At 62.9% G+C, this 23610-nt stretch carries 19 protein-coding genes; 16 read left to right on the top strand and 3 right to left on the bottom strand.

What is annotated here, in order from left to right:
- Positions 1-73: 73 nt before the first annotated feature.
- The 11 genes from thpR (at position 74) to V1277_RS13195 (ending at position 13342) form a co-directional block, all read left to right on the top strand.
- On the top strand, positions 74-610 hold the full coding sequence (gene thpR / locus V1277_RS13245; RefSeq protein ID WP_028348494.1) for an RNA 2',3'-cyclic phosphodiesterase: 537 nt from the start codon (positions 74-76) through the stop codon (positions 608-610).
- A 181-nt stretch (positions 611-791) separates the two neighbouring features.
- Positions 792-1976 (top strand): cell division protein ZapE, encoded by a 1185-nt coding sequence (gene zapE / locus V1277_RS13240; RefSeq protein WP_334416522.1) that lies wholly within the window; start codon positions 792-794, stop codon positions 1974-1976.
- 258 nt (positions 1977-2234) lie between these two features.
- Positions 2235-3203: a malate dehydrogenase gene (gene mdh, locus V1277_RS13235; RefSeq protein WP_065744744.1), complete on the top strand. Its 969-nt coding sequence runs from the start codon at positions 2235-2237 to the stop codon at positions 3201-3203.
- 132 nt (positions 3204-3335) lie between these two features.
- The gene (sucC, locus tag V1277_RS13230) at positions 3336-4535 is read left to right on the top strand and encodes an ADP-forming succinate--CoA ligase subunit beta (protein ID WP_334416521.1); all 1200 of its coding nucleotides are present in this window, start codon (positions 3336-3338) and stop codon (positions 4533-4535) included.
- 2 nt (positions 4536-4537) lie between these two features.
- Positions 4538-5014 (top strand): DUF1579 family protein, encoded by a 477-nt coding sequence (locus V1277_RS13225; protein ID WP_334416520.1) that lies wholly within the window; start codon positions 4538-4540, stop codon positions 5012-5014.
- 39 nt (positions 5015-5053) lie between these two features.
- A complete protein-coding gene (gene sucD / locus V1277_RS13220) occupies positions 5054-5938 on the top strand; it encodes a succinate--CoA ligase subunit alpha (RefSeq protein WP_334416519.1) in 885 nt (294 codons plus the stop codon).
- 135 nt (positions 5939-6073) lie between these two features.
- Positions 6074-9031 (top strand): 2-oxoglutarate dehydrogenase E1 component, encoded by a 2958-nt coding sequence (locus tag V1277_RS13215; protein ID WP_334416518.1) that lies wholly within the window; start codon positions 6074-6076, stop codon positions 9029-9031.
- A 157-nt stretch (positions 9032-9188) separates the two neighbouring features.
- A complete protein-coding gene (gene odhB / locus V1277_RS13210) occupies positions 9189-10433 on the top strand; it encodes a 2-oxoglutarate dehydrogenase complex dihydrolipoyllysine-residue succinyltransferase (protein ID WP_334416517.1) in 1245 nt (414 codons plus the stop codon).
- An 80-nt stretch (positions 10434-10513) separates the two neighbouring features.
- On the top strand, positions 10514-11260 hold the full coding sequence (locus V1277_RS13205; RefSeq protein WP_334416516.1) for an SDR family oxidoreductase: 747 nt from the start codon (positions 10514-10516) through the stop codon (positions 11258-11260).
- A gap of 36 nt (positions 11261-11296) precedes the next feature.
- Complete coding sequence (lpdA, locus tag V1277_RS13200; protein ID WP_334416515.1) at positions 11297-12697, top strand: dihydrolipoyl dehydrogenase; 1401 nt, start codon at positions 11297-11299, stop codon at positions 12695-12697.
- Between the two features lie 114 nt (positions 12698-12811).
- The gene (locus V1277_RS13195) at positions 12812-13342 is read left to right on the top strand and encodes a hypothetical protein (RefSeq protein ID WP_334416514.1); all 531 of its coding nucleotides are present in this window, start codon (positions 12812-12814) and stop codon (positions 13340-13342) included.
- Between the two features lie 143 nt (positions 13343-13485).
- Here V1277_RS13195 and V1277_RS13190 read toward each other — a convergent pair whose 3' ends face one another.
- Positions 13486-14076 (bottom strand): DUF4337 domain-containing protein, encoded by a 591-nt coding sequence (locus tag V1277_RS13190; protein WP_334416512.1) that lies wholly within the window; start codon positions 14074-14076, stop codon positions 13486-13488.
- A gap of 117 nt (positions 14077-14193) precedes the next feature.
- Positions 14194-15165 (bottom strand): tyrosine recombinase XerC, encoded by a 972-nt coding sequence (locus V1277_RS13185; protein ID WP_334416511.1) that lies wholly within the window; start codon positions 15163-15165, stop codon positions 14194-14196.
- 160 nt (positions 15166-15325) lie between these two features.
- Here V1277_RS13185 and V1277_RS13180 point away from each other — a divergent pair, with 160 nt between their 5' ends.
- A complete protein-coding gene (locus V1277_RS13180; RefSeq protein WP_334416510.1) occupies positions 15326-17536 on the top strand; it encodes a primosomal protein N' in 2211 nt (736 codons plus the stop codon).
- Between the two features lie 313 nt (positions 17537-17849).
- On the opposite strand, the gene V1277_RS13175 is transcribed toward V1277_RS13180, so the two are convergent.
- A complete protein-coding gene (locus V1277_RS13175; RefSeq protein ID WP_334416509.1) occupies positions 17850-18341 on the bottom strand; it encodes a septal ring lytic transglycosylase RlpA family protein in 492 nt (163 codons plus the stop codon).
- A gap of 644 nt (positions 18342-18985) precedes the next feature.
- Between V1277_RS13175 and V1277_RS13170 the strand changes: the two genes are divergently transcribed.
- From V1277_RS13170 to atpD, 4 genes are all read left to right on the top strand, one after another.
- A complete protein-coding gene (locus V1277_RS13170; RefSeq protein ID WP_334416508.1) occupies positions 18986-19546 on the top strand; it encodes a F0F1 ATP synthase subunit delta in 561 nt (186 codons plus the stop codon).
- Positions 19546-21075 carry a F0F1 ATP synthase subunit alpha gene (gene atpA, locus V1277_RS13165; protein WP_334416507.1) on the top strand — a complete coding sequence of 510 codons (1530 nt, stop codon included), beginning with the start codon at positions 19546-19548 and terminating at the stop codon, positions 21073-21075. Before V1277_RS13170 ends, atpA begins: the two co-directional genes overlap by 1 nt.
- A gap of 94 nt (positions 21076-21169) precedes the next feature.
- Positions 21170-22048: a F0F1 ATP synthase subunit gamma gene (locus V1277_RS13160; RefSeq protein WP_334416506.1), complete on the top strand. Its 879-nt coding sequence runs from the start codon at positions 21170-21172 to the stop codon at positions 22046-22048.
- A 54-nt stretch (positions 22049-22102) separates the two neighbouring features.
- Positions 22103-23545 (top strand): F0F1 ATP synthase subunit beta, encoded by a 1443-nt coding sequence (atpD, locus tag V1277_RS13155; RefSeq protein WP_028348512.1) that lies wholly within the window; start codon positions 22103-22105, stop codon positions 23543-23545.
- Positions 23546-23610: the final 65 nt, after the last annotated feature.

The following is a 23610-nucleotide window of genomic DNA, read 5'->3' as shown; positions in this document are numbered from 1 at the left end:
GTGATTCGTCACCGGGCGCTGTTACAGGACATGGTCCTTTTCAAGGTCATGCCCAAGCATCGGGAGTCATGCGATGCCGCGTTTGTTTGCTGGACTGGAAATTCCGGCCGAGATCGGCCAGAGCCTTTCCAATTTGCGTGGCGGCCTTCCCGGCGCACGCTGGATCGATCCCGAAAATTATCACGTCACCTTGCGCTTCATCGGCGATATCGACGGCATGTCGGCGAATGAAATCGCCTCGATGCTGTTTCGGGTCAACCGCAAGCCGTTCGAGGTCAAGGTGCAGGGCCTGCAGAGCTTTGGCGGCAAGAAACCGCGCGCAGTGGTCGCCTCCGTCGAGCCGAGTCGACCGCTGATCGAGCTGCAGGCCGAACTCGAAAGGCTGATGCAGCGGCTCGGGCTCGATCCGGAGGGACGCAAATTCATTCCCCATGTGACGCTGGCGCGGCTGCATGACGCTTCCAGCCAGGACGTTGCCGATTATCTCTCGGTGCGCGGCTATTTCCCGAGCCGCACGTTCTGGGCTTCGCGCTTCGTGCTGTTCTCCTCCCGCGCGTCCACCGGCGGCGGGCCTTATGTGGTCGAGGATTCCTATGCGCTGAGCGCGTGAGGGCGGGCGCTGTCCGCCTCTCCGCTGTCATCGTCCGCCAACGGGTCGGCGCTTTGCGCCGCCCGATGACAGGCTCCAGCGGATGATCACGTATACCAGAGACGCTGACGGGCTGTGTTTGCATACCCCCAGCACCAATTCACGGCTTGCAATTTCCGCACGCTTGAGGCCGAAAGGGGCCATGCTGTCGACTGACCCCACCTCGTTCCGCGCACAGTATCAGGCTCTGGTTTCCTCCGGCGCGATCGAGGCCGATCCCGCGCAGGCGGATGCTGCCGAGGCGTTTGCCAGCCTTGAGGAGCGGCTGTCGAGCTACAAGCCGGCGCGCAAGTTGAGCCTGCTCGGCCGGTTGTTCGGCGACAAAAGCGAGCCGCCGCCGCGCGGGCTTTACATTCACGGCGAGGTCGGCCGCGGCAAGACCATGCTGATGGACCTGTTCTTTCAGCAGTGCCCGGTCCAGCGCAAGCGCCGCGCCCATTTCCACGAATTCATGGCCGAGGCGCATGAGAAGATCTACGCCTACCGCCAGAACATCGCGCGCGGTGAAATCCCAGACGGCGACGTGATCGAGCTGACGGCCAACGCGATCTTCGACGAGGCATGGCTACTGTGCTTCGACGAATTCCACGTCACCGACATCGCGGATGCCATGATCCTGGGGCGGCTGTTCTCAAAACTGTTCGAACTCGGCACCGTCGTGGTCGCGACTTCGAACGTCGCGCCCAAAGACCTCTACAAGGGCGGGCTCAACCGCGCGCTGTTCCTGCCGTTCATTTCGCAGATCGAAGACCGCATGGATGTGCTGCGGCTCGATGCCCGCACCGATTTCCGGCTGGAAAAACTGACCGGCGTGAAGATGTGGCTGGTGCCGCCGGATGATGAAGCTGGCGCCGCGCTCGACCGCGCCTGGGGCAAGATGACCGGCAACGCGCCGTGCAAGCCGCGCGACATTGCGATCAAGGGCCGCGTCCTGCGCGTGCCCTGTTCGGCGCACGGCGTGGCGCGATTTTCCTTTGCCGATATCTGCGAAAAGCCGCTGGCCGCGTCGGACTATCTGCGGCTGGCGCACGACTATCACACCATCCTGATCGATCGCATTCCAGTGATGGATTACGCCGAGCGCAACGCCGCCAAGCGCTTCATCTCGCTGATCGACACGCTCTACGATAATGCCGTGAAGCTGATGGCCTCGGCCGAGGCCGATCCGGTGTCGCTGTATGTCGCTGCCGAGGGCGTTGAATCCAACGAGTTCAAGCGGACCGCGTCGCGGCTGATCGAAATGAGTTCTGAGTCCTACCTCGCGCTGCCGCACGGACGGAAGGATTCCGCGGCCAGCGGATCGAGCACGGGATTGGTGGAGACGTAGTCTCTTCCGTCATTGGTTTTTCCCCGTCATTGCGAGGAGCAAAGCGACGAAGCAATCCATCTATCCCCGAGTGGAGAGGTGGATTGCTTCGCTTCGCTCGCAATGACGGGGATGGCGGTCGTGGCATACCTGATCGAAATCCAGGCGCGGCCTTAGAATCGGGCATGCCCCGGCTTGAACCGGCCATTCGAAAGGGATAACCAGCCATCCGACTGATTATCCACCCCTCACTCTTCGTCTCAGAAGGACAAATTTCCCATGGCGCGCGACAAGATTGCTTTGATTGGCTCCGGTCAGATCGGCGGAACGCTGGCTCACCTCGTCGGCCTGAAGGAGCTTGGCGACGTCGTGATGTTCGACATCGCCGAGGGCGTCCCCCAGGGTAAAGCGCTCGATATCGCGCAATCTTCGCCGGTCGACGGTTTCGACGCTCATCTCACTGGGGCCAATTCCTATGAGGCGCTCGATGGCGCCAAGGTCTGCATCGTCACCGCCGGTGTGCCGCGCAAGCCCGGCATGAGCCGCGACGATCTCTTGAGCATCAACCTCAAGGTCATGGAGCAGGTCGGCGCCGGCATCAAGAAGTATGCGCCCGATGCGTTCGTCATCTGCATCACCAACCCGCTGGATGCGATGGTGTGGGCGCTGCAGAAGGCTTCCGGTCTGCCGCACAAGAAGGTGGTCGGCATGGCTGGCGTGCTCGACTCCGCGCGGTTCCGCTATTTCCTGGCCGACGAATTCCACGTCTCGGTCGAGGACGTCACCGCCTTCGTGCTCGGCGGCCATGGCGACACCATGGTGCCGCTGACGCGCTACTCCACGGTCGCTGGCATTCCGCTGCCCGACCTCGTCAAGATGGGCTGGACCTCGCAGACGCGCATCGACGAGATCGTCGACCGCACCCGCAACGGCGGCGCCGAGATCGTCAATCTCCTGAAAACCGGTTCGGCGTTCTACGCGCCGGCCGCTTCGGCAATCGCGATGGCCGAGAGCTATCTGAAGGACAAGAAGCGCGTGCTGCCCTGCGCCGCCTATCTCAACGGCGAGTACAGCGTGAAGGACATGTATGTCGGCGTCCCCGTCGTGATCGGCTCGAAGGGCGTCGAGCGCATCGTCGAGATCGAGCTGGCCGGCAAGGATCGCGAAGCCTTCGACAAGTCGGTCGGCGCGGTTCAAGGCCTGGTCGACGCCTGCAAGAAGATCGCGCCCGACCTTCTCGGTCGTTGATTTTACTCGGCTTTCGCCCCTTGCTGGGGCGAAAGCGTTTTCAGGGTTGCAGTTATCTTGGTATATGGTATGCCAACTACCAATGCCGGTGAACTGTAGAACTCGCCGCTAGGGATTTTGGGGAGCGTCCAAATGAATATCCACGAATACCAGGCCAAGGCTCTGCTGCATGAATTCGGCGTGCCGATTTCGCGTGGCGTGCCTGTCTTGAAGGCCTCGGATTCGGAAGCCGCCGCCAAACAGCTTCCCGGCCCGATCTGGGTGGTGAAGAGCCAGATCCATGCCGGCGGCCGCGGCAAGGGCAAATTCAAGGAAGCTTCCGCCGGCGACAAGGGCGGCGTCCGCATCGCGAAGTCAGTCGCCGAGGTCAACGAATTCGCCAAGCAGATGCTGGGGGCGACGCTGGTCACGGTGCAGACCGGCCCGCAGGGCAAGCAGGTCAATCGCCTCTACATCGAGGAAGGCTCCGACATCGACAAGGAGTTTTATCTCTCGATCCTGGTCGATCGTGAAACTTCTAAAGTCGCGTTCGTGGTCTCGACCGAAGGCGGCGTCAATATCGAGGACGTCGCCCACAACACGCCTGAGAAGATCGTGACCTTCTCCGTCGATCCGGCAACCGGCATCATGGCTCATCACGGCCGCACGGTCGCGAAAGCCCTGAAGCTCACCGGCGATCTCGCCAAGCAGGCGGAGAAGCTGGTGACGCAGCTCTTCACGGCCTTCGTTGCCAAGGACATGGCGATGCTGGAGATCAATCCGCTCGTGGTTACCAAGCAGGGCGAACTGCGCGTGCTCGATGCCAAGGTGTCGTTCGATGACAACGCGCTGTTCCGCCATCCCGAAGTGGCGGTGGCGTTGCGCGATTTGACCGAGGAAGATGCCAAGGAAGTCGAGGCGTCGAAGTACGATCTCAACTACGTCACGCTCGACGGCACCATCGGCTGCATGGTCAACGGCGCCGGCCTTGCGATGGCGACCATGGACATCATCAAGCTCTACGGCATGGAGCCCGCCAACTTCCTCGATGTCGGCGGCGGCGCCAGCAAGGAAAAGGTGGCGGCGGCGTTCAAGATCATCACCGCGGACCCGAACGTGAAGGGCATCCTGGTCAACATCTTCGGCGGCATCATGAAATGCGATATCATCGCCGAAGGCGTGGTCGCCGCGGTGAAGGAAGTCGGCCTGAAAGTGCCGCTGGTGGTGCGGCTCGAAGGCACCAATGTCGACGCTGGCAAGCAGATCATCCGCGAATCCGGCCTCAACGTGGTGCCGGCCGACAATCTCGACGATGCCGCACAGAAAATCGTGAAAGCCGTCAAGGGAGGCTAGCGATGGCTGACCGTCTCGTCGCTCCGACACCGCTGGAAGAACACCGCAAGCTCGAGGTGTTTGCGGGCGAATGGGCCGGCGAAGAAATGGTTTATCCGTCGCGCTGGACCGCGGGCGGTCCGGCGACCTCGCATGTGGTCGCACGGATGGATCTCAACGGGTTCTACCTGATCCAGGATGCCCGCCAGATGCGCGACGGCAAGGAGACTTTCGCCACCCACGGCGTGTTCACCTATGACCGTGACGACCGGACCTACAAATTATTCTGGCACGATTCGCTCGGCTACTATTCGCCGGCACCTGCCTCCGGCGCCTGGGTCGGCAACAAGCTGACCTTGGTGCGTGGCTCGCTGCGCGGCAATGCGCGCCACGTCTATGAAGTCCTCGATGACAACAACTACACCATGAAGATCCAGTTCTCGCCTGATGCCGAAGGATGGGCCGACGTGCTCACCGGCACGTACCGGCGGATTCATTAACCCCCTCGTTCACGGTCACCGAAGAAAGCGTTCGCAATCATGTCCGTTCTGATCGACAGCAACACCAAAGTCATCTGCCAGGGTTTTACGGGCAAGAACGGCACGTTCCATTCGGAAGCCGCGATCGCTTACGGCACCAAGATGGTCGGCGGCACCTCGCCGGGCAAAGGCGGCTCGACCCATCTCGGCTTGCCCGTCTTCGACACCGTTCGTGAGGCGCGTGAGAAGACCGGCGCTGACGCCAGCGTGATCTATGTCCCGCCGCCGGGTGCGGCAGACGCGATCTGCGAAGCGATCGATGCGGAGATTCCGCTGATCGTCTGCATCACCGAGGGCGTTCCGGTGCTGGACATGGTGCGCGTGAAGCGTTCGTTGTCGGGATCGAAGTCACGCCTGATCGGGCCGAACTGCCCGGGCGTGATGACGGCGGGCGAGTGCAAGATCGGCATCATGCCGGCCAATATCTTCAAGCCGGGCAGCGTCGGGATCGTTTCCCGATCGGGCACGTTGACCTATGAGGCCGTGTTCCAGACGACCCAGGAGGGCCTCGGCCAGACCACCGCGGTCGGCATCGGCGGCGACCCGGTCAAAGGTACCGAATTCATCGACGTGCTGGAGATGTTCCTCAAGGACGAGAAAACCACCTCGATCATCATGATCGGTGAAATCGGCGGCTCGGCCGAGGAAGACGCCGCCCAGTTCATCAAGGACGAGGCCAAGCGCGGCCGGAAAAAGCCGATGGTTGGCTTCATCGCCGGCGTCACCGCCCCTCCCGGCCGCCGCATGGGGCATGCCGGCGCCATCATTTCCGGCGGCAAGGGCGACGCCGGCTCCAAGACAGCGGCCATGGAAGCGGCCGGAATTACGGTGTCTCCGTCGCCGGCACGGCTTGGACATACCCTTGCCGAAAAATTGAAGTCTTAATTCAGTCCTTGGTCCTTTTAGGCGGGAATATCCGTCTTAAATAGGGTAAAGCTTCTTACCGAGCTGGTTCGGGCCTCCCGGACCGGCTACAGCGCCGTTTTCCACGCGCAAAGCGAAACTCACCAGGACGCCATCATGTCTCGCCAGGACGCGAACGCAGCATTTGCCCTTTCCTCATTTTTGCAAGGCACCAACGCCACCTATATCGACGAGCTCTACGCCCGCTACGAGCAGGACCCCGGCTCGGTCGACAGCGACTGGCAGGAATTCTTCAAGAGCCTGAAAGACACCCCGGCCGACGTCCAGAAGAACGCCGAGGGTCCGTCCTGGCGCCGCGACAACTGGCCGATCACGCCGCAGGACGAACTGACCTCGGCGCTGGACGGTAACTGGGTCACCGTCGAGAAGGCCGTCGGTGCCAAGCTGGCCGCCAAGGCGCAGGCCAAGGGCGCCGAACTATCCCCTGCCGACGTCAATCAGGCGACGCGCGATTCGGTTCGCGCCCTGATGCTGATCCGCGCCTACCGCATGCGCGGTCATTTCCACGCCAAGCTCGATCCGCTCGGCATCGAGGCGCCGCGTGATCGCGAGGAGCTTGATCCGCGGACCTATGGCTTCACCGAGGCCGATTTCGACCGCAAGATCTTCCTCGACCATGTGCTCGGCCTCGAATACGGCAGCTTGCGCGAGATCGTCGCGATCTGTGAACGCACCTACTGCCAGACGCTCGGCGTCGAGTTCATGCACATCAGCAACGCGGCGCAGAAGGCCTGGATCCAGGAACGCATCGAGGGTCCGGACAAGGAAATCAGTTTTACGCGAGAGGGACGCCGCGCGATCCTGAACAAGCTGGTCGAGGCCGAGGGTTTTGAAAAGTTCTGCGATCTCAAGTTCACGGGCACCAAGCGCTTCGGCCTCGACGGCGCTGAATCGCTGATCCCCGCGCTGGAGCAGATCATCAAGCGCGGCGGCAATCTCGGCGTGAAGGAAATCGTTTTGGGCATGCCGCATCGCGGCCGGCTCAATGTGCTGACCCAAGTGATGGGTAAGCCGCATCGCGCGCTGTTTCACGAATTCAAGGGCGGCTCCGCCAATCCGGACGCGGTCGAAGGCTCTGGCGACGTCAAGTACCATCTGGGCGCGTCGTCCGACCGCGAATTCGACGGCAACAAGATCCATCTGTCGCTGACCGCCAACCCGTCGCATCTGGAGATCGTCGATCCCGTGGTGCTCGGCAAGGTGCGCGCCAAGCAGGACCAGCATGGCGATCCGCCGGACATGCGCATTTCCGTGCTGCCGATGCTGATGCATGGCGACGCGGCGTTCGCCGGCCAGGGCGTGGTGGCGGAATGCTTCAGCTTGTCCGACCTGAAGGGCTACCGCACCGGCGGCTCGCTGCATTTCATCGTCAACAACCAGATCGGTTTCACCACCTATCCGCGCTATTCGCGCTCCTCGCCCTATCCGTCCGACGTGGCGAAGATGATCGACGCGCCGATCTTCCATGTGAACGGCGACGATCCGGAAGCGGTGGTGTTCGCCGCCAAGGTCGCGATCGAGTTCCGGCAGAAATTCCACAAGCCGGTCGTGATCGACATGTTCTGCTATCGCCGCCACGGCCACAACGAGGGCGACGAGCCGGCGTTCACCCAGCCCGTGATGTACAAGCGCATCGGCTCGCATCCGTCCACGCTGGAAATCTACGCCAAGCGATTGATCGCCGACGGCGTGATGACCGAGGGCGAGGTCGATAAGACCAAGGCCGACTGGCGCGCTCGGCTCGATGCCGAGCTTGAGGCGGGCTCCGGCTACAAGCCCAACAAGGCCGACTGGCTCGACGGCAAATGGGCCGGCTTCAAATCCGCCGACCAGGAAGAAGATGCCCGCCGCGGCGTCACCGGCGTCGATGTCGGCATCCTCAAGGATATCGGGCGCAAGATCACCAAGGTGCCGGACGGTTTCCGGGTTCACCGCACGATCCAGCGTTTCCTGGAAAACCGCGCCAAGGCCATCGACAACGGTGTCGGCATCGACTGGGCGACTGGCGAAGCGCTGGCATTCTGCACGCTGATGCAGGAAGGCCACCACGTCCGGCTATCCGGCCAGGATTCCGAACGCGGCACCTTCTCGCAGCGCCATTCGGTGCTGATCGACCAGGAAGACGAGAGCCGCTACACGCCGTTCAATCACCTTGGCCACGATCAGGGCCACTACGAGGTCATCAACTCGCTGCTGTCCGAAGAGGCGGTGCTCGGCTTCGAGTACGGTTATTCGCTGGCCGAGCCGAAGGCGCTGGCGATGTGGGAAGCCCAGTTCGGCGACTTCGCCAACGGTGCGCAGGTGCTGTTCGACCAGTTCATCTCATCTGGCGAACGCAAATGGCTGCGCATGTCCGGTCTCGTCTGCTTGCTGCCACATGGCTATGAAGGGCAGGGACCGGAGCACTCCTCGGCGCGGCTCGAGCGTTTCCTGCAGATGTGCGCCGAAGACAACATGCAGGTGGTGTATCCGACCACGCCGGCGAATTACTTCCACGTGCTACGGCGCCAGTTACATCGCGAGATCCGCAAGCCGCTGATCGTGATGACGCCGAAGTCGCTGTTGCGCCACAAGCGCGCGGTTTCGCGGCTCGACGAACTCGGCAAGGACACGACCTTCCACCGCATTCTCTACGATGACGCGCAGATGCTGTCCGACGAGAAGATCAAGCTGGTGCCGGACGACAAGATCCGCCGCGTCGTGCTGTGCTCGGGCAAGGTCTATTACGATCTCTACGAGGAGCGCGAGAAGCGCGGCATCGACGACATCTACCTCCTGCGCGTCGAGCAGCTTTATCCGGTGCCGCTGAAGGCGTTGGTGCACGAGCTCGGCCGCTTCAAGAATGCCGAAGTGATCTGGTGCCAGGAAGAGCCGCGCAACATGGGTTCATGGCACTTCATCGAGCCCTATCTCGAATGGGTGCTGAACCAGATCCACGCGCCGAACCGGCGTCCGCGTTACGCCGGCCGTGCCGCCTCGGCGGCAACCGCCACCGGTTTGATGTCGAAGCATCTGGCGCAGCTCAAGGCAATGCTGGATGAGGCGCTGAACTAACGTTTTTGCCGCTGTCATGGTCCGCGAAGGCGGGGCATCCAGTACGCCGTGCCGTCCGTCTATGTCACGACCGTCCCGGAGTACTGGATCGTCCGCCCCAGTGCGCAATTGCGCACAAGGCGGACGATGACGCACCAATGATTGAGGAAAAAATACCATGACTGAAATTCGTGTTCCGACGCTCGGCGAGTCCGTGACGGAAGCCACCATCGGCCGCTGGTTCAAGAAGGCCGGTGACGCGGTGGCGGTGGATGAGCCGTTGGTCGAGCTCGAGACCGACAAGGTCACCATCGAAGTGCCGGCGCCATCCGCCGGCGTGCTCGGCGAGATCGCGGCCAAGGACGGCGAGACCGTCGCCGTCGGCGCGCTGCTCGGACAGATCAATGAAGGTGCCGCCGGCGCCGCCAAGCCGGCCGCGGCCGCCAAGGCCGCTGCCCCGGCTGCAGCGGCTGCAGCGCCCGCCGCCGCGCCTGCGGCGGCTCCGAAGGCTGCGGCAGCCGATGCGCCGCTGGCGCCGTCGGTCCGCAAACTCTCCGCCGAGAGCGGCATCGATGCCGCGACCGTGCCCGGCTCGGGCAAGGACGGCCGCGTCACCAAGGGCGACATGCTGGCCGCGATCGAGAAGGCGGCGTCGGCGCCGACCCCGGTCAATCAGCCGGCCGCGTCCGTGCAGGTGCGTGCGCCGTCGCCGGCCGACGATGCGGCACGCGAGGAGCGGATGAAGATGACGCGGCTGCGCCAGACCATCGCGCGGCGGCTCAAGGACGTGCAGAACACGGCCGCGATGCTCACGACCTTCAACGAGGTCGACATGAGCCACATCATGGCGATGCGCGCGCAGTACAAGGACGTGTTCGAGAAGAAGCATGGCTCGAAGCTCGGCTTCATGGGCTTCTTCACCAAGGCGGTCGTGCAGGCGCTGAAGGACATTCCGGCCGTCAACGCCGAGATCGACGGCACCGATTTGATCTACAAGAACTACTACCACATCGGCGTCGCCGTCGGCACCGACAAGGGCCTTGTCGTGCCCGTGGTGCGCGACTGCGACCACAAGTCGATCTCCGACATCGAGAAATCGATCGCCGATTTCGGCCGCCGAGCCCGCGACGGCCAGCTCAAGATCGACGAGATGCAGGGCGGCACCTTCACCATTACCAATGGCGGCATCTACGGTTCGCTGATGTCGACGCCGATCCTCAACGCCCCGCAATCCGGCATCTTGGGCATGCACAAAATCCAGGAGCGGCCGATGGTGGTCGGCGGCAAGATCGAGGTCCGCCCGATGATGTATCTGGCGCTGTCCTACGATCACCGCGTGATCGACGGCAAGGAAGCGGTGACGTTCCTGGTGCGCGTCAAGGAGAGCCTGGAGGATCCGGCGCGGCTGGTGCTGGATCTCTGACACAACATGCTTGCCGGCGTCGGCACTCACGCCTGCGTCGCAAGCCGTGGATCGATGCACGTTGATTTGTGGGGCCTGATGTGACGGACAAGGTTGTTGTGATCACCGGCGGCAGCCGCGGCATCGGCCGTGCTGCCGCCATCGCCGCCGCGGCGCGCGGTTTTCGCGTCGTGGTCGGCTACGCCAGCAATGAAGCCGCGGCCAAGGACGTCGTCGCGCAGATCGAGCGCAAGAACGGCAAGGCGATCGCCGTGAAATGCGACGTCGGCAGCGAGGCGGACATTCTCGCGCTGTTCAAGGCCGCCGACGCATTCGGAACGCTTGGCGCGCTCGTCAACAATGCCGGCATTGTCGGTCCGTCGATACGAGTCGAGGACATGTCGGCCGAGCGCATTCAGCGCATGATGGCGGTCAACGTCACCGGCAGCATTTTATGCGCGCGCGAAGCCGTGAAGCGGATGTCGACCCGCAACGGCGGCGCGGGCGGCGTCATCGTCAATCTTTCCTCGGTCGCGGCGAAACTCGGCTCGCCCAATACGTATGTCGATTATGCGGCGTCCAAGGGCGCGGTGGATTCCTTCACCATTGGCCTTGGCTATGAGGTTGCCGGCGAGGGCATTCGCGTCGCCGCGATCCGGCCTGGACTGATCGATACGGATATTCACGCGTCCGGCGGCGAGCCCGATCGCGCGCATCGGCTCGCGCATATGGTGCCGATGAAGCGCGTCGGCACTGCGGAAGAAATCGCCAATGCCATCGTCTGGCTGATCTCGGACGAGGCGTCCTACGTCACCAGCGCCATCCTTGATGTATCGGGCGGCCGGTAATACCTGACACCTTTCTTAAGCTAACAGGACTTCATCATGGCTTCCTACGATCTCGTCGTCATCGGCACCGGCCCGGGCGGATATGTCTGCGCCGTGCGCGCGGCGCAACTCGGCATGAAGGTGGCCGTCGTCGAGAAGAATCCAACGCTAGGCGGCACCTGCCTCAATGTCGGCTGCATGCCGTCGAAGGCGCTGCTGCATGCCTCCGAAATGTTCGAGGAGGCCGCGCATTCCTTTGCCAAGATGGGCGTCAGCATTTCCGCGCCAAAGCTCGATCTACCGGCGATGATGAATTTCAAGCAGCAGGGCATCGACGGCAACGTCAAGGGCGTCGAGTTCCTGATGAAGAAGAACAAGATCGACGTCCTCTACGGCGCCGGCAAGATTCTCGGCACCGGCAAGGTTGAAGTCAGCGCTAACGGCAAGTCGCAGACGGTCGAGACCAAGAACATCGTCATCGCTACCGGCTCCGACATCGCGCGGCTGAAGGGCATCGAGATCGACGAGAAGCGCATCGTGTCGTCGACCGGCGCGCTGTCGCTTGAGAAGGTGCCGGAGAGGCTTCTGATCATCGGCGCAGGCGTGATCGGGCTGGAGCTCGGCTCGGTCTGGAAACGGCTGGGCGCTGAGGTCATGGTCGTCGAATTCCTCGATCGCATTCTGCCCGGCATGGATGGGGAAGTCGCCAAGCAATTCCAGCGCATCCTCGAAAAGCAGGGCTTTGTATTCAAGCTCGGCGCCAAGGTGACGGCGGTCGACGCGTCCGGCAAGACGTTGAAGGCAACGGTGGAGCCGGCGGCTGGCGGCACAGCGGAGACGATCGAGACTGACGTGGTGCTGGTCTGCATCGGCCGCGTGCCCTACACCGACGGGCTCGGCTGCAAGGAAGCCGGCATTGCACTCGACAACCGCGGCCGTGTGCAGATCGACGCGCATTTCGCTACCAGCCTGAAAGGCGTCTATGCGATCGGCGACGTGGTGGCGGGGCCGATGCTCGCGCACAAGGCCGAGGACGAAGGCGTCGCCTGTGCCGAAATCATCGCAGGGCAGGCGGGCCACGTGAACTACGATGTCATCCCTGGCGTCGTCTATACCACTCCGGAAGTGTCGTCGGTCGGCAAGACCGAGGAAGAGCTGAAGCAGGCCGGCGTCGCCTACACCTCAGGCAAATTCCCGTTCACCGCCAACGGCCGCTCCAAGGTCAACCAGACCACTGACGGCTTTGTGAAGGTCCTCGCAGATGCGAAGACCGATCGCGTGCTTGGCGTACACATTGTCGGCCGCGAAGCCGGCGAAATGATCCAGGAGGCCGCGGTTCTCATGGAGTTTGGCGGTTCTGCCGAGGATCTGGCGCGGACTTGTCATGCGCATCCGACCCGCTCGGAAGCGATCAAGGAAGCCGCGCTTGCGGTCGGCAAACGCGCCATTCATATGTGATCGGAACCTGGTTAAAGGAGCGGCTATCCCATTCTCGAAAGGCCATGCCTTGAACAAAGAGATCGAGCGGAGCGACCAATCAAGGACGTCATTCCGCTCTAGAGATCACGATCGATGATGCGCCGCCTGTTACAGCCGTTCTGGGTCCTGCTTGCGGTCATCTTCCTGATCGAAGCATGGCTGTGGGATCATCTCGAGCCGATCGTCGAGCGCATCGTTGCGCTGATTCCGCTTCGCGCCTCCAAGCAATGGCTGTCCGATCGGGTCGATGCGCTGTCGCCGGCGATGACGCTGATCGTATTTGCCGTGCCGGTGATTCTGCTGTTTCCGCTCAAGCTGGTCGGCTTGTGGCTGCTGGCGAATGAATATTGGGTGAGCGCCGCCATCGTCATCGTATCAGGCAAATTCCTCGGCGTCGGCGTCACCGCGTTCATCTTCGACGTGACGCGGCCGAAGCTGCTGCAAATGGCGTGGTTCAAGAACATCTATGAATTCATCATGACGATGCGCGCCAAGGCGGCCGCCCTAGTCGATCCAATCAAGCAGCGCATCCGGGAAATTTTGCGCGGCGACGGCAATAGCTGGTCATCGCGCATGCTGCGCACGATCGCGAGCTTCCGCAAGAGCGTACACGAAGCGCGGTAGTTCTTCACTGTCATTGCCCGGCTTGAACCGGGCAATCCAGTATCCCAGAGAAGGTCGTGCTTGAGCTGACCGGCGGCGTACTGGATCACCCGCCCCAGTGCGCAATTGCGCACAAGGCGGGTGATGACGAGAGGGACGCGCGCTCAATGCAAATGCAGCAGATGCGGCGCGTAGAGGCCGAGCGCGGTGATGCCGATGCCGGCGATCGCCAATATGCCGGAGACCCAGGCCAGCACGATCATGCCGGTGATGATGGTGGCGGATGCCAGCACGATGCCGATCTGGAAGGCGGCTGACGCGATTTCGTAGTGGTGATATTTTGCGGTCGCCTCGTCGCGCTCGTGCTCGGCGTGCTTGGCGCGTTTTGCCAACTCTTCCGAACCTTCGCCGGTCTCCGGCTCCGAGCGATAGCGCTGCGCAGTCTTGTTCCAGTCGTCGATCTGCTTCTGCAGCGCCGCCTTTGCGGTATCGTCGCCGACGGTGCCGAGGCTGAGCTTGGCGTGTTCGGCGGTCGCCTGCACCACGGTGCGGCGAATGCTCTTGGCCTGGAAGAATGCCCAGAGATTCGAAGCCTCGACATTCTTGCTGATGGCTTCGGTCTGTGCGCCCTTGCCGAGCGTTTCCGACAGCGCCAGAAACAGGGCGATTACCGCGATCAGCAGCGCGATCTTCTTGTTCGATCCCGAAGCGTGCTCGGCATGCTCCGCATGCTCCATGCTTTCATGTGCGCCCATTTATTCCCCTCCTGTCGGTTGGCGCGCGCACGATTGCCGGAACCGCAACATGAGCGCAAGAGGCAAGCTAAGAGGCCATCGATGTGACGGGAGTATGTCGGCGCCGAGCGCTGAAACTCATCGGCGCGGATGCGCGGTGCGGTACACTTCCAGGAGCCGCTCGCTGTCGATCCCGGTGTAGATCTGCGTGGTCGAGAGCGAGGCGTGGCCGAGCAACTCCTGGATCGCGCGCAGATCGCCGCCGCGGCTGAGCAGATGGGTGGCAAAGGAATGCCGCAGCGCGTGCGGGGTGGCGCTGTCGGGCAGGCCGAGCGCGCCGCGCAGCCGCTCCATGGTGAGCTGGATGATGCGCGGTGAAAGCGGCCCGCCGCGCGCGCCGACGAAGATCGGGCCGCCCAGCGGCAATGAATGCGGACACATCGCAACGTAATCGGCAATCAGCGCCAGCACGTTTTGCAGCACCGGCACCATGCGGGTCTTGTTGCCCTTGCCGGTGACGATAATGACGTCGCCTTCGCCGGGTCTTGGCACGTCCTGGCGCTTCAGTCCCAGCGCTTCGGAAATGCGCAGGCCTGATCCATAAAGCAGCGCCATCACCGCGGCGTCGCGCGCCAGAATCCAGGGATCGCGTTCCTCGCCGGCGCGCTCGTCGGCATCGGCAAAGCGCTTGGCGGCGGCCATCTGGATCGGCTTCGGCAGGCTTTTTGCAATTTTGGGCGCGCGGATCGCGGACAGAGCTCCGACCTTGCCTTTGCCCTCCCGTTCGAGGTAGCGGCCGAACGAACGCAGGCCAGCCAGCGCCCGCATCAGCGAGCGCCCGGCGATGTCGTCGGCACGACGCATCGCCATGAAAGCCCTGACGTCGGTAGCTTCCAGCGCCGCAAATCGTTTCAGCGTGACCTTCTCGCCCCAATGCTCGGCAAGGAAGGTGAGGCATTGGCGGAGGTCGCGGGCGTAGGCTTCGAGCGTCTTCGGCGAGAGCCGCCGCTCGGCGCGCAGATGCGTCAGCCAGCGCGTCATCTCCCGCGCGAGGCCGTCGTCGGCGCATTCGAGCTCGATCGCTTGCAGTGCCGGAACTTCCCTGGCCATCATCCTTGCCTTCGAAAGCCTGTCTTGAGAGCTTGTCTTGAGAACCTGCCTTGGAGACGGTGACTCAGCGCATTATATCGCACCTCTTTCGTTTACCGTTCGCTAACCGGCCGGAGCGGCGCTAGCTTCGCTCCGGATACCTCAAGCCCTGATTCCCCTGATGGACCACGCCACCCGCCAAACCAGCTCATCGGCCTCGTCGACCCGCGTCGTCGACGTGCTGGTGCCGGTCGCGCTCAATCAGAACTATTCCTACCGCGTGCCGCGCGGCCTGGAGCTGAAGGCGGGCGATGTCGTTTGCGTGCCGCTCGGGCCGCGAGAGGTGGTGGCGGTGGTGTGGGCGGAGAATGCCAATCCCGATCCGCGCCTGCACAACCGCCTGAAGGACGTCGGCGAAAAGCTCGACGTGCCGCCGCTCAAAGAGGAATTGCGCAGCCTCGTCGATTGGGTCGCCAACTACACGCTGTCCGCGCGCGGCATGGTGCTGCGCATGGCCTTGCGGATGGGCGAAAATCTCGGGCCCGAACGGATGCGCCTCGGCGTGCGGCTGGTAGGCCCAGCGCCACAGCGCCTGACGCCAGCGCGGCGGCGGCTGATCGAGGTGCTGTCGGACGGCCTGCTGCACGGCAAGTCGGATGCGGCGCGGGAGGCGGGCGTCAGCTCAGGCGTGGTCGACGGCCTTGTCGATGAGGGAACCCTCGCCATAGAGGCGATGCCGCCGCCACTGGCGCCGCCTGCGCCCGATCCGTCCTTTGCCCAGCCGGAGTTTTCCCACCAGCAGCGCGCGGCGGTCGACATGATGCGCACGCTCGCCGCCAACGGCACGTTCCACGTCGCGCTGCTCGACGGCGTCACCGGATCGGGCAAGACGGAAGTCTATTTCGAGGCGATCGCGGAAGCTGTCCGGCGCGGCAAGCAGACGCTGATCCTGATGCCGGAGATCGCGCTGACCGGACAATTCCTCGACCGCTTCGCCCAACGTTTCGGCGTTCGTCCACTGGAATGGCACTCCGAACTGACGCCGCGCACACGGCAGCGCAATTGGGCGGCGATATCGGCGGGTGAAGCTCCGGTCGTGGTCGGCGCGCGCTCGGCGCTGTTTCTGCCCTATGCGGACCTGGGTCTCATCATTGTCGATGAGGAGCACGATCAGGCCTACAAGCAGGATGACGGCGCGCATTACCACGCTCGCGACATGGCAGTGGTGCGCGCGCATATCGCCAAGATCCCGATCGTGCTGGCGTCCGCGACGCCGTCGGTCGAGAGCGAGGTCAACGCGCGCAAGGGGCGCTATCAGCGCGTTGCGCTGCCGTCCCGCTTCGGCGGCCAACACATGCCGCATATCGAAGCGATCGATTTGCGCCGTGCTCCGCCGCCGCGAGGCCGCTTCATCTCGCCGCCGCTCGCCGAGCAAATTCGGTTCGCGATCGAGAAACGCGAACAGGCGCTGTTGTTCCTGAACCGCCGCGGTTACGCGCCGCTGACGCTATGCCGCGCCTGCGGCCATCGCTTTGCCTGCACGATCTGCGACGCCTGGCTGGTGGACCACCGGTTTCGCCAGCGCCTGGTCTGCCACCATTGCGGTTTCTCGATGCCGCGCCCGAATATCTGCCCGCACTGCCATGCCGAGGAATCGCTGGTCGCGGTCGGTCCGGGCGTGGAGCGGCTGCAGGAGGAGGCGGCTGCGCTGTTTCCGCAAGCGCGCACCATGGTGCTGTCGAGCGATCTCATCACCTCGATCGAGACCATGCGCAGCGAGCTGAACGAAATCGCCGAAGGTCGCGTCGACATCATCATCGGCACGCAACTGGTCGCGAAGGGTCATAATTTCCCGCGGCTCAACCTGGTCGGCGTGGTCGATGCGGATCTGGGGCTCGGCAATGGTGATCCGCGCGCTGCCGAGCGCACGTTCCAACTGCTCAATCAGGTGATCGGGCGTGCGGGGCGCGATCAGGGACGCGGCGTCGGGTACTTGCAGACCCATCAGCCCGAACATCCCGTGATGAAGGCCTTGGTCGCTAACGACCGTGAGGCGTTTTACGCCAGCGAAATCGACTCCCGCGAGCGCACCGGCTATCCGCCGTTCGGCCGGCTCGCCAGCCTGATCATTTCAGCAGGCGACCGGCCGACCGCGGAAGGCTTTGCGCGCCGCCTTGCCGCTGTGGCGCCGATCGACGAGCGCATCCAGGTGCTGGGACCTGCCGAAGCGCCGCTTGCAGTGATCAAGGGCCGCTATCGGTTCCGGATCCTGGTGAAGTCGCTGCGCAATGTCGACCTCTCGGAATATTTGCGCGAGTGGCTCGCCGCTGGTCCGAAGACCAAGGGCAATCTCAAACTCGAAGTCGACGTCGATCCGCAGAGCTTTTTGTGAGCCTGTCTGCACCCTCCACTGGAGGGGTCCGAGACGAGCAAAGCTCGCTCGTGGGTCGACGCGCGTGTAACGCGCGGCGGGGTGGGGTGACGGTCCATCCCCTCGATCAGTGCCCGAGTGGAGAGATCACCCCACCCCGTCACCGATCTCGCTTCGCTCGATCCGTGCCGACCCTCCCCCTCCAGGGGAGGGTAAACAAAAAAGCCTGCCGTCATTTGCGACGGCAGGCCTTTGTTGCCGCGGAAAGTTCCGCGACGGTTACGCAACGCTTACGCGATCTGATGGACCGGAAAACGGCGCGCGATCGCGCGCCTTAGATGACCTCGGCGGTAACGTGGCCGACGCCGGCGCCGGTCAGGCCGATGGCCCGGGCAGCACCCGTGGACAGGTCGAGCACGCGTCCCCTGATGAAGGGGCCACGGTCGTTGATCGTGACGATCACGCTCTGGCCGCGATGGGTGACGCGGAGCTTGGTGCCGAACGGCAGCGAGCGGTGGGCCGCGGTCATGGCGTTCTGGTTGAAGCGCTGACCGGATGCGGTCTTGCTGCCGGATTCATTGCCGTAAAAGGAGGCCTTTCCCGAGAAGCCGCGCCCGGCGCTCTGGGAGCCGATCGAGGCATTGGCGTCCAGCCAGTTGCCGGCGGCCTTGGCCTTGCTGGCGTGATGGTGGTGATGACGATGATGCCTGGATTTTGCAGAAGCTTCGGTGACGGCGCCACCGACCAGGAGAGTTGCGGCGATCAAGGCGAGCGCCGTACGCGACCGGGTTAGAGTTCCCGGCACCACATTATTGGTATGCAACATTAAACTAGTCCCTCAGATAGTATTTGCCACATACGTGACAAATGGAACCCCCGTCCCAACTTCAGGGGGCCGTTTGATGAGGCAATGAGGCATGAATTGGGCAGTAAATCGGGAATGTATCGGGCGGACATATCTTGTTACCGTTGAACGATATTCCGTAATCTTGCAAGTTAATAGACTTTTAACCAATTCAATACTCATTATTACTTAACAATACAGTCATCACACATCGAGTAAAGATTTGCGCAAGTAATGATCAAATGGAGGCGAGCTGCCGGATTCGTTCCGAACGCCACCGGTCATAGCGGCCATGCAAATACGGGTGGAACAAATCGGCTGGTCGGGGACCGCTCCAGATCGCTGCAACCGCCGGAGTCAAAATTCCGGCGCGCTGATCCCCCATCAAGCTGCATTCGACCGGGCCTGAAAATTGACGTGCGACAAGGCATCGCCCGCATGCGCCGTCATGTTGCACCTGCGCGCTTGCTATGTTAGCAAAGCCGCGATTTTAACGATCCCGGCACCTCTCGTGCCGGTCGAAAATCGAAGTCCCGCTTGAATTCCAAGGGCTTGGATCGCTAGGCGCCGCTACCCGTGGCGACGGTTTTTCCCTTGCGAGTTTGACATCTGAAAAGAGCGACTCTGTGGCTGCTGAAGATCCGTCCGTTTCGGGAGTGTCCGGCCGTTATGCTACGGCCTTGTTCGAGTTGGCGCGCGAGGAGAAATCCGTCGACGCGGTAAGAACCGATCTCGATAAATTCGAGGCCATGCTGAACGAAAGCGCCGATCTCAAGCGCCTCGTCCGCAGTCCGGTCTTTTCGGCAGATGCGCAGGCCAAGGCACTCAATGCCCTGCTCGACAAGGCCGGAATTACCGGCACTACCGCCAAATTCCTTAAAGTGTTGACCGCCAACCGCCGGCTGTTCGCCGTGGCCGATGTGATCCGCGCCTTCCGCGCGCTGGTGGCCAAGTTCAAGGGCGAGGCGACCGCCGACGTCACCGTCGCCGAACAGCTCAGTGACAAGAATCTCGACGCGCTGAAGACCGCACTGAAATCGGTGACGGGCAAGGACGTCGCGCTCAACGTGAAAGTCGATCCCTCCATCATTGGCGGCCTTGTGGTCAAGCTCGGCAGCCGCATGGTGGATAGCTCGCTTCGCACCAAACTCAATTCGATCAAGCACGCGATGAAAGAGGCAGGCTGATGGACATCCGCGCCGCGGAAATTTCCGCGATCCTCAAGGACCAGATCAAGAATTTCGGCCAGGAGGCTGAGGTTACCGAAGTCGGGCAGGTGCTGTCCGTCGGTGACGGTATCGCCCGCGTCTACGGTCTGGACAATGTCCAGGCCGGTGAAATGGTCGAGTTCGAGAACGGCACCCGCGGCATGGCGCTGAACCTCGAAACCGACAACGTCGGTATCGTGATCTTCGGCGCCGACCGCGAGATCAAGGAAGGCCAGACCGTCAAGCGTACCCGCGCCATCGTCGACACGCCGGTCGGCAAGGGTCTGCTCGGTCGCGTCGTCGACGCGCTCGGTAACCCGATCGACGGCAAGGGCCCGATCCAGGCCGCCGAACGCAAGCGCGTAGACGTCAAGGCGCCCGGCATCATTCCGCGCAAGTCGGTGAGCGAGCCGATGGCGACCGGCCTCAAGGCGATCGATGCGCTGATCCCGGTCGGCCGCGGCCAGCGCGAGCTGATCATCGGCGACCGTCAGACCGGCAAGACCGCGATCGCGCTCGACACTATCCTGAACCAAAAGCCGCTCAACGCGCAGCCGGACGAGAACATCAAGCTGTATTGCGTCTACGTCGCGATCGGCCAGAAGCGCTCGACCGTTGCCCAGTTCGTCAAGGTGCTGGAAGAGCAGGGCGCGCTGGAATATTCGATCGTCGTCGCCGCCACCGCCTCCGACCCGGCGCCGATGCAGTACATCGCACCGTTCACCGGCTGCACGATGGGCGAGTACTTCCGTGACAACGGCATGCACGCGGTCATCATCTATGACGACTTGTCCAAGCAGGCCGTCGCCTACCGCCAGATGTCGCTGCTGCTGCGCCGCCCGCCGGGCCGCGAGGCCTATCCGGGCGACGTGTTCTACCTGCACTCCCGCCTGCTCGAGCGCGCGGCGAAGCTCAACAAGGACCAGGGCTCGGGCTCGCTGACGGCGCTACCGGTCATCGAAACCCAGGCCAACGACGTGTCGGCCTACATTCCGACCAACGTGATTTCGATTACCGACGGTCAGATCTTCCTGGAAACTGACCTGTTCTTCCAAGGCATCCGTCCGGCGGTGAACGTCGGTCTGTCGGTGTCGCGCGTGGGCTCCTCGGCGCAGACCAAGGCGATGAAGAAGGTCGCCGGCAAGATCAAGGGCGAGCTGGCGCAGTACCGCGAAATGGCGGCGTTCGCGCAGTTCGGCTCCGACCTCGACGCCTCGACGCAACGCCTGCTCAACCGCGGCTCGCGCCTGACCGAACTGCTGAAGCAGCCGCAGTTCTCGCCGCTGAAGATGGAAGAGCAGGTCTGCGTGATCTGGGCCGGCACCAACGGCTATCTCGATCCGCTTCCGCTCAACAAGGTGCGCGCCTTCGAGGACGGCCTGTTGTCGCTGCTGCGCGGCAAGAACGCCGATATCCTCAACGGCATCCGCGACAGCCGCGATCTTTCCGACGATCTCGCCGGCAAGCTGAAGAGCGTGGTCGAAGGTTTCGCCAAGACGTTTTCTTGATGATTTGCCGTTGCGGCCCGGCGGATAGTCGGGCCCGACGAAAGAGTGGCTTGCGGTCGGGTGCCAGACACCGGATCGCCGGGGTGAACTGAGAATGGCTTCACTTAAAGACATGCGGGTCCGCATCGCCTCGACCAAGGCGACGCAGAAGATCACCAAGGCCATGCAAATGGTCGCGGCGTCGAAGCTGCGGCGCGCGCAGAGCGCCGCCGAAGCGGCCCGGCCCTACGCCGAAAAGATGGATGCGGTGATTTCCAACATTGCCGCTGCTGCTGCCGCCTCGCCCGGCGCTCCGGCGCTGTTGGCCGGCACTGGCAGGGATCAGGTGCATCTGCTGCTCGTCTGCACCGGCGAGCGCGGCCTGTGTGGCGCGTTCAATTCGGCGATCGTGCGTCTGGTCCGTGAGCGCGCGCTCTCCCTGATCAACCAGGGCAAGGACGTCAAGATTTTCTGCGTCGGCCGCAAAGGCTACGACCAGCTCCGCCGCACCTTCGAGAAGCAGATCGTCGAGCACGTCGATCTGCGCGGGGTTCGCCAGCTCGGCTTCGTCAACGCCGAAGATATCGCCAAGAAGATCCTGGCACGGTTCGAAGCCGGAGAGTTTGACGTCTGCACGCTGTTCTATTCGCGCTTCAAGTCCGTCATCGCGCAGATCCCGACCGCCCAGCAGGTCATTCCGTTGGTGGTCGAAGAACCGGCCGCCAATGCCGGTCCGTCGACCGCTTACGAATATGAGCCGGAAGAAGACGAGATTCTGGCGCGGCTGTTGCCGCGCAATCTTGCGGTGCAGATCTTCCGCGCGCTCCTGGAAAACAACGCCTCTTTCTACGGCGCGCAGATGAGCGCGATGGACAACGCCACCCGCAACGCCGGCGAAATGATCCGCAAGCAAACCCTAGTCTACAACCGAACCCGTCAAGCCCAGATCACCAAGGAGTTGATCGAGATCATCTCCGGCGCCGAGGCGGTCTAGCGCACGAACCAACCGACGGTCGTTCAAGTACAGAATTTCGAAGGAGAGCAATTCATGGCCACCGCAGCTAACCAGATCGGTCGTGTCACCCAAGTCATGGGCGCCGTTGTCGACGTGCAGTTCGAAGGTCACCTGCCGGCCATTCTCAATTCGCTCGAGACCAAGAACGGGGGCAACCGTCTGGTGCTGGAAGTCGCGCAGCACCTCGGTGAGTCCACCGTGCGAACGATTGCGATGGACGCTACCGAAGGTCTGGTGCGCGGTCAGGAAGTGACCGATACCGGCGAGCCCATCGCAATTCCGGTCGGTGATGGCACGCTCGGGCGCATCATGAACGTCATCGGCGAACCGATCGACGAAGCCGGTCCGATCAAGTCCGAAGGCAAGCGCGCCATCCATCAGGAAGCGCCGACCTACACTGACCAGTCCACCGAAGCTGAAATCCTTGTGACCGGCATCAAGGTCGTCGACCTGCTCGCGCCCTACGCCAAGGGCGGCAAGATCGGCCTGTTCGGCGGCGCCGGCGTCGGCAAGACCGTGCTGATTCAGGAATTGATCAACAACGTCGCCAAGGCGCATGGCGGTTACTCGGTGTTCGCCGGCGTCGGCGAGCGTACCCGCGAAGGCAACGACCTCTATCACGAGTTCATCGAGTCCAAGGTCAACGCCGATCCGCGCAATCCCGATCCGAGCGTGAAGTCAAAATGCGCGCTGGTGTTCGGCCAGATGAACGAACCGCCGGGCGCCCGCGCCCGCGTCGGCCTCACGGGTCTGACGGTCGCCGAGCACTTCCGCGACCAGGGCCAGGACGTGCTGTTCTTCGTCGATAACATCTTCCGCTTCACGCAGGCCGGCTCGGAAGTGTCGGCGCTGCTCGGCCGTATCCCCTCGGCGGTGGGCTATCAGCCGACGCTCGCCACCGACATGGGCGCGCTGCAGGAGCGCATCACCACTACGCACAAGGGCTCGATCACTTCGGTGCAGGCGATTTACGTGCCGGCCGACGACTTGACCGACCCGGCGCCCGCCACCTCGTTCGCCCATCTGGACGCGACCACGGTGCTGAGCCGCGCGATTTCGGAAAAGGGCATCTACCCGGCGGTGGACCCGCTCGACTCCACCTCGCGCATGCTCTCCCCGCTCGTCGTCGGAGAGGAGCACTATCAGACCGCGCGCATGGTTCAGCAGGTGCTGCAGAAGTACAAGTCGCTGCAGGACATCATCGCCATTCTCGGCATGGACGAACTGTCGGAAGAGGACAAGATCGCGGTGGCCCGCGCCCGCAAGATCGAGCGCTTTCTGTCGCAGCCGTTCCACGTCGCCGAAGTCTTCACCGGCTCGCCGGGTAAGTTCGTCGATCTCGCCGACACCATCAAGGGCTTCCGCGGTCTCTGCGAAGGCAAGTACGACCATCTGCCGGAAGCGGCGTTCTACATGGTCGGCACCATCGAGGAAGCCGTCGAGAAGGGCAAGAAGCTGGCTGCCGAGGCAGCTTAAGAGGCGAATGGCGAATAGGGAGTAGCGAATAGTTAAGCGCTACTTCCTGCACCCTTCGCTACTCG

This window comes from Bradyrhizobium sp. AZCC 1588 (assembly GCF_036924735.1).
In the GTDB taxonomy this organism is placed as follows: domain Bacteria; phylum Pseudomonadota; class Alphaproteobacteria; order Rhizobiales; family Xanthobacteraceae; genus Bradyrhizobium.
This window is presented reverse-complemented; position numbering and strand designations above follow the sequence as displayed.

Coding starts and splice junctions, on each gene's coding strand:
- odhB (WP_334416517.1), top strand. CDS start 9,189: ATGACTGAAATTCGTGTTCCGACGCTCGGCGAGTCCGTGACGGAAGCC.
- V1277_RS13225 (WP_334416520.1), top strand. CDS start 4,538: ATGGCTGACCGTCTCGTCGCTCCGACACCGCTGGAAGAACACCGCAAG.
- V1277_RS13180 (WP_334416510.1), top strand. CDS start 15,326: ATGGACCACGCCACCCGCCAAACCAGCTCATCGGCCTCGTCGACCCGC.
- V1277_RS13195 (WP_334416514.1), top strand. CDS start 12,812: ATGATGCGCCGCCTGTTACAGCCGTTCTGGGTCCTGCTTGCGGTCATC.
- V1277_RS13175 (WP_334416509.1), bottom strand. CDS start 18,341: ATGTTGCATACCAATAATGTGGTGCCGGGAACTCTAACCCGGTCGCGT.
- atpA (WP_334416507.1), top strand. CDS start 19,546: ATGGACATCCGCGCCGCGGAAATTTCCGCGATCCTCAAGGACCAGATC.
- V1277_RS13190 (WP_334416512.1), bottom strand. CDS start 14,076: ATGGGCGCACATGAAAGCATGGAGCATGCGGAGCATGCCGAGCACGCT.
- V1277_RS13160 (WP_334416506.1), top strand. CDS start 21,170: ATGGCTTCACTTAAAGACATGCGGGTCCGCATCGCCTCGACCAAGGCG.
- atpD (WP_028348512.1), top strand. CDS start 22,103: ATGGCCACCGCAGCTAACCAGATCGGTCGTGTCACCCAAGTCATGGGC.
- thpR (WP_028348494.1), top strand. CDS start 74: ATGCCGCGTTTGTTTGCTGGACTGGAAATTCCGGCCGAGATCGGCCAG.
- V1277_RS13185 (WP_334416511.1), bottom strand. CDS start 15,165: ATGGCCAGGGAAGTTCCGGCACTGCAAGCGATCGAGCTCGAATGCGCC.
- sucC (WP_334416521.1), top strand. CDS start 3,336: ATGAATATCCACGAATACCAGGCCAAGGCTCTGCTGCATGAATTCGGC.
- V1277_RS13215 (WP_334416518.1), top strand. CDS start 6,074: ATGTCTCGCCAGGACGCGAACGCAGCATTTGCCCTTTCCTCATTTTTG.
- sucD (WP_334416519.1), top strand. CDS start 5,054: ATGTCCGTTCTGATCGACAGCAACACCAAAGTCATCTGCCAGGGTTTT.
- zapE (WP_334416522.1), top strand. CDS start 792: ATGCTGTCGACTGACCCCACCTCGTTCCGCGCACAGTATCAGGCTCTG.
- lpdA (WP_334416515.1), top strand. CDS start 11,297: ATGGCTTCCTACGATCTCGTCGTCATCGGCACCGGCCCGGGCGGATAT.
- mdh (WP_065744744.1), top strand. CDS start 2,235: ATGGCGCGCGACAAGATTGCTTTGATTGGCTCCGGTCAGATCGGCGGA.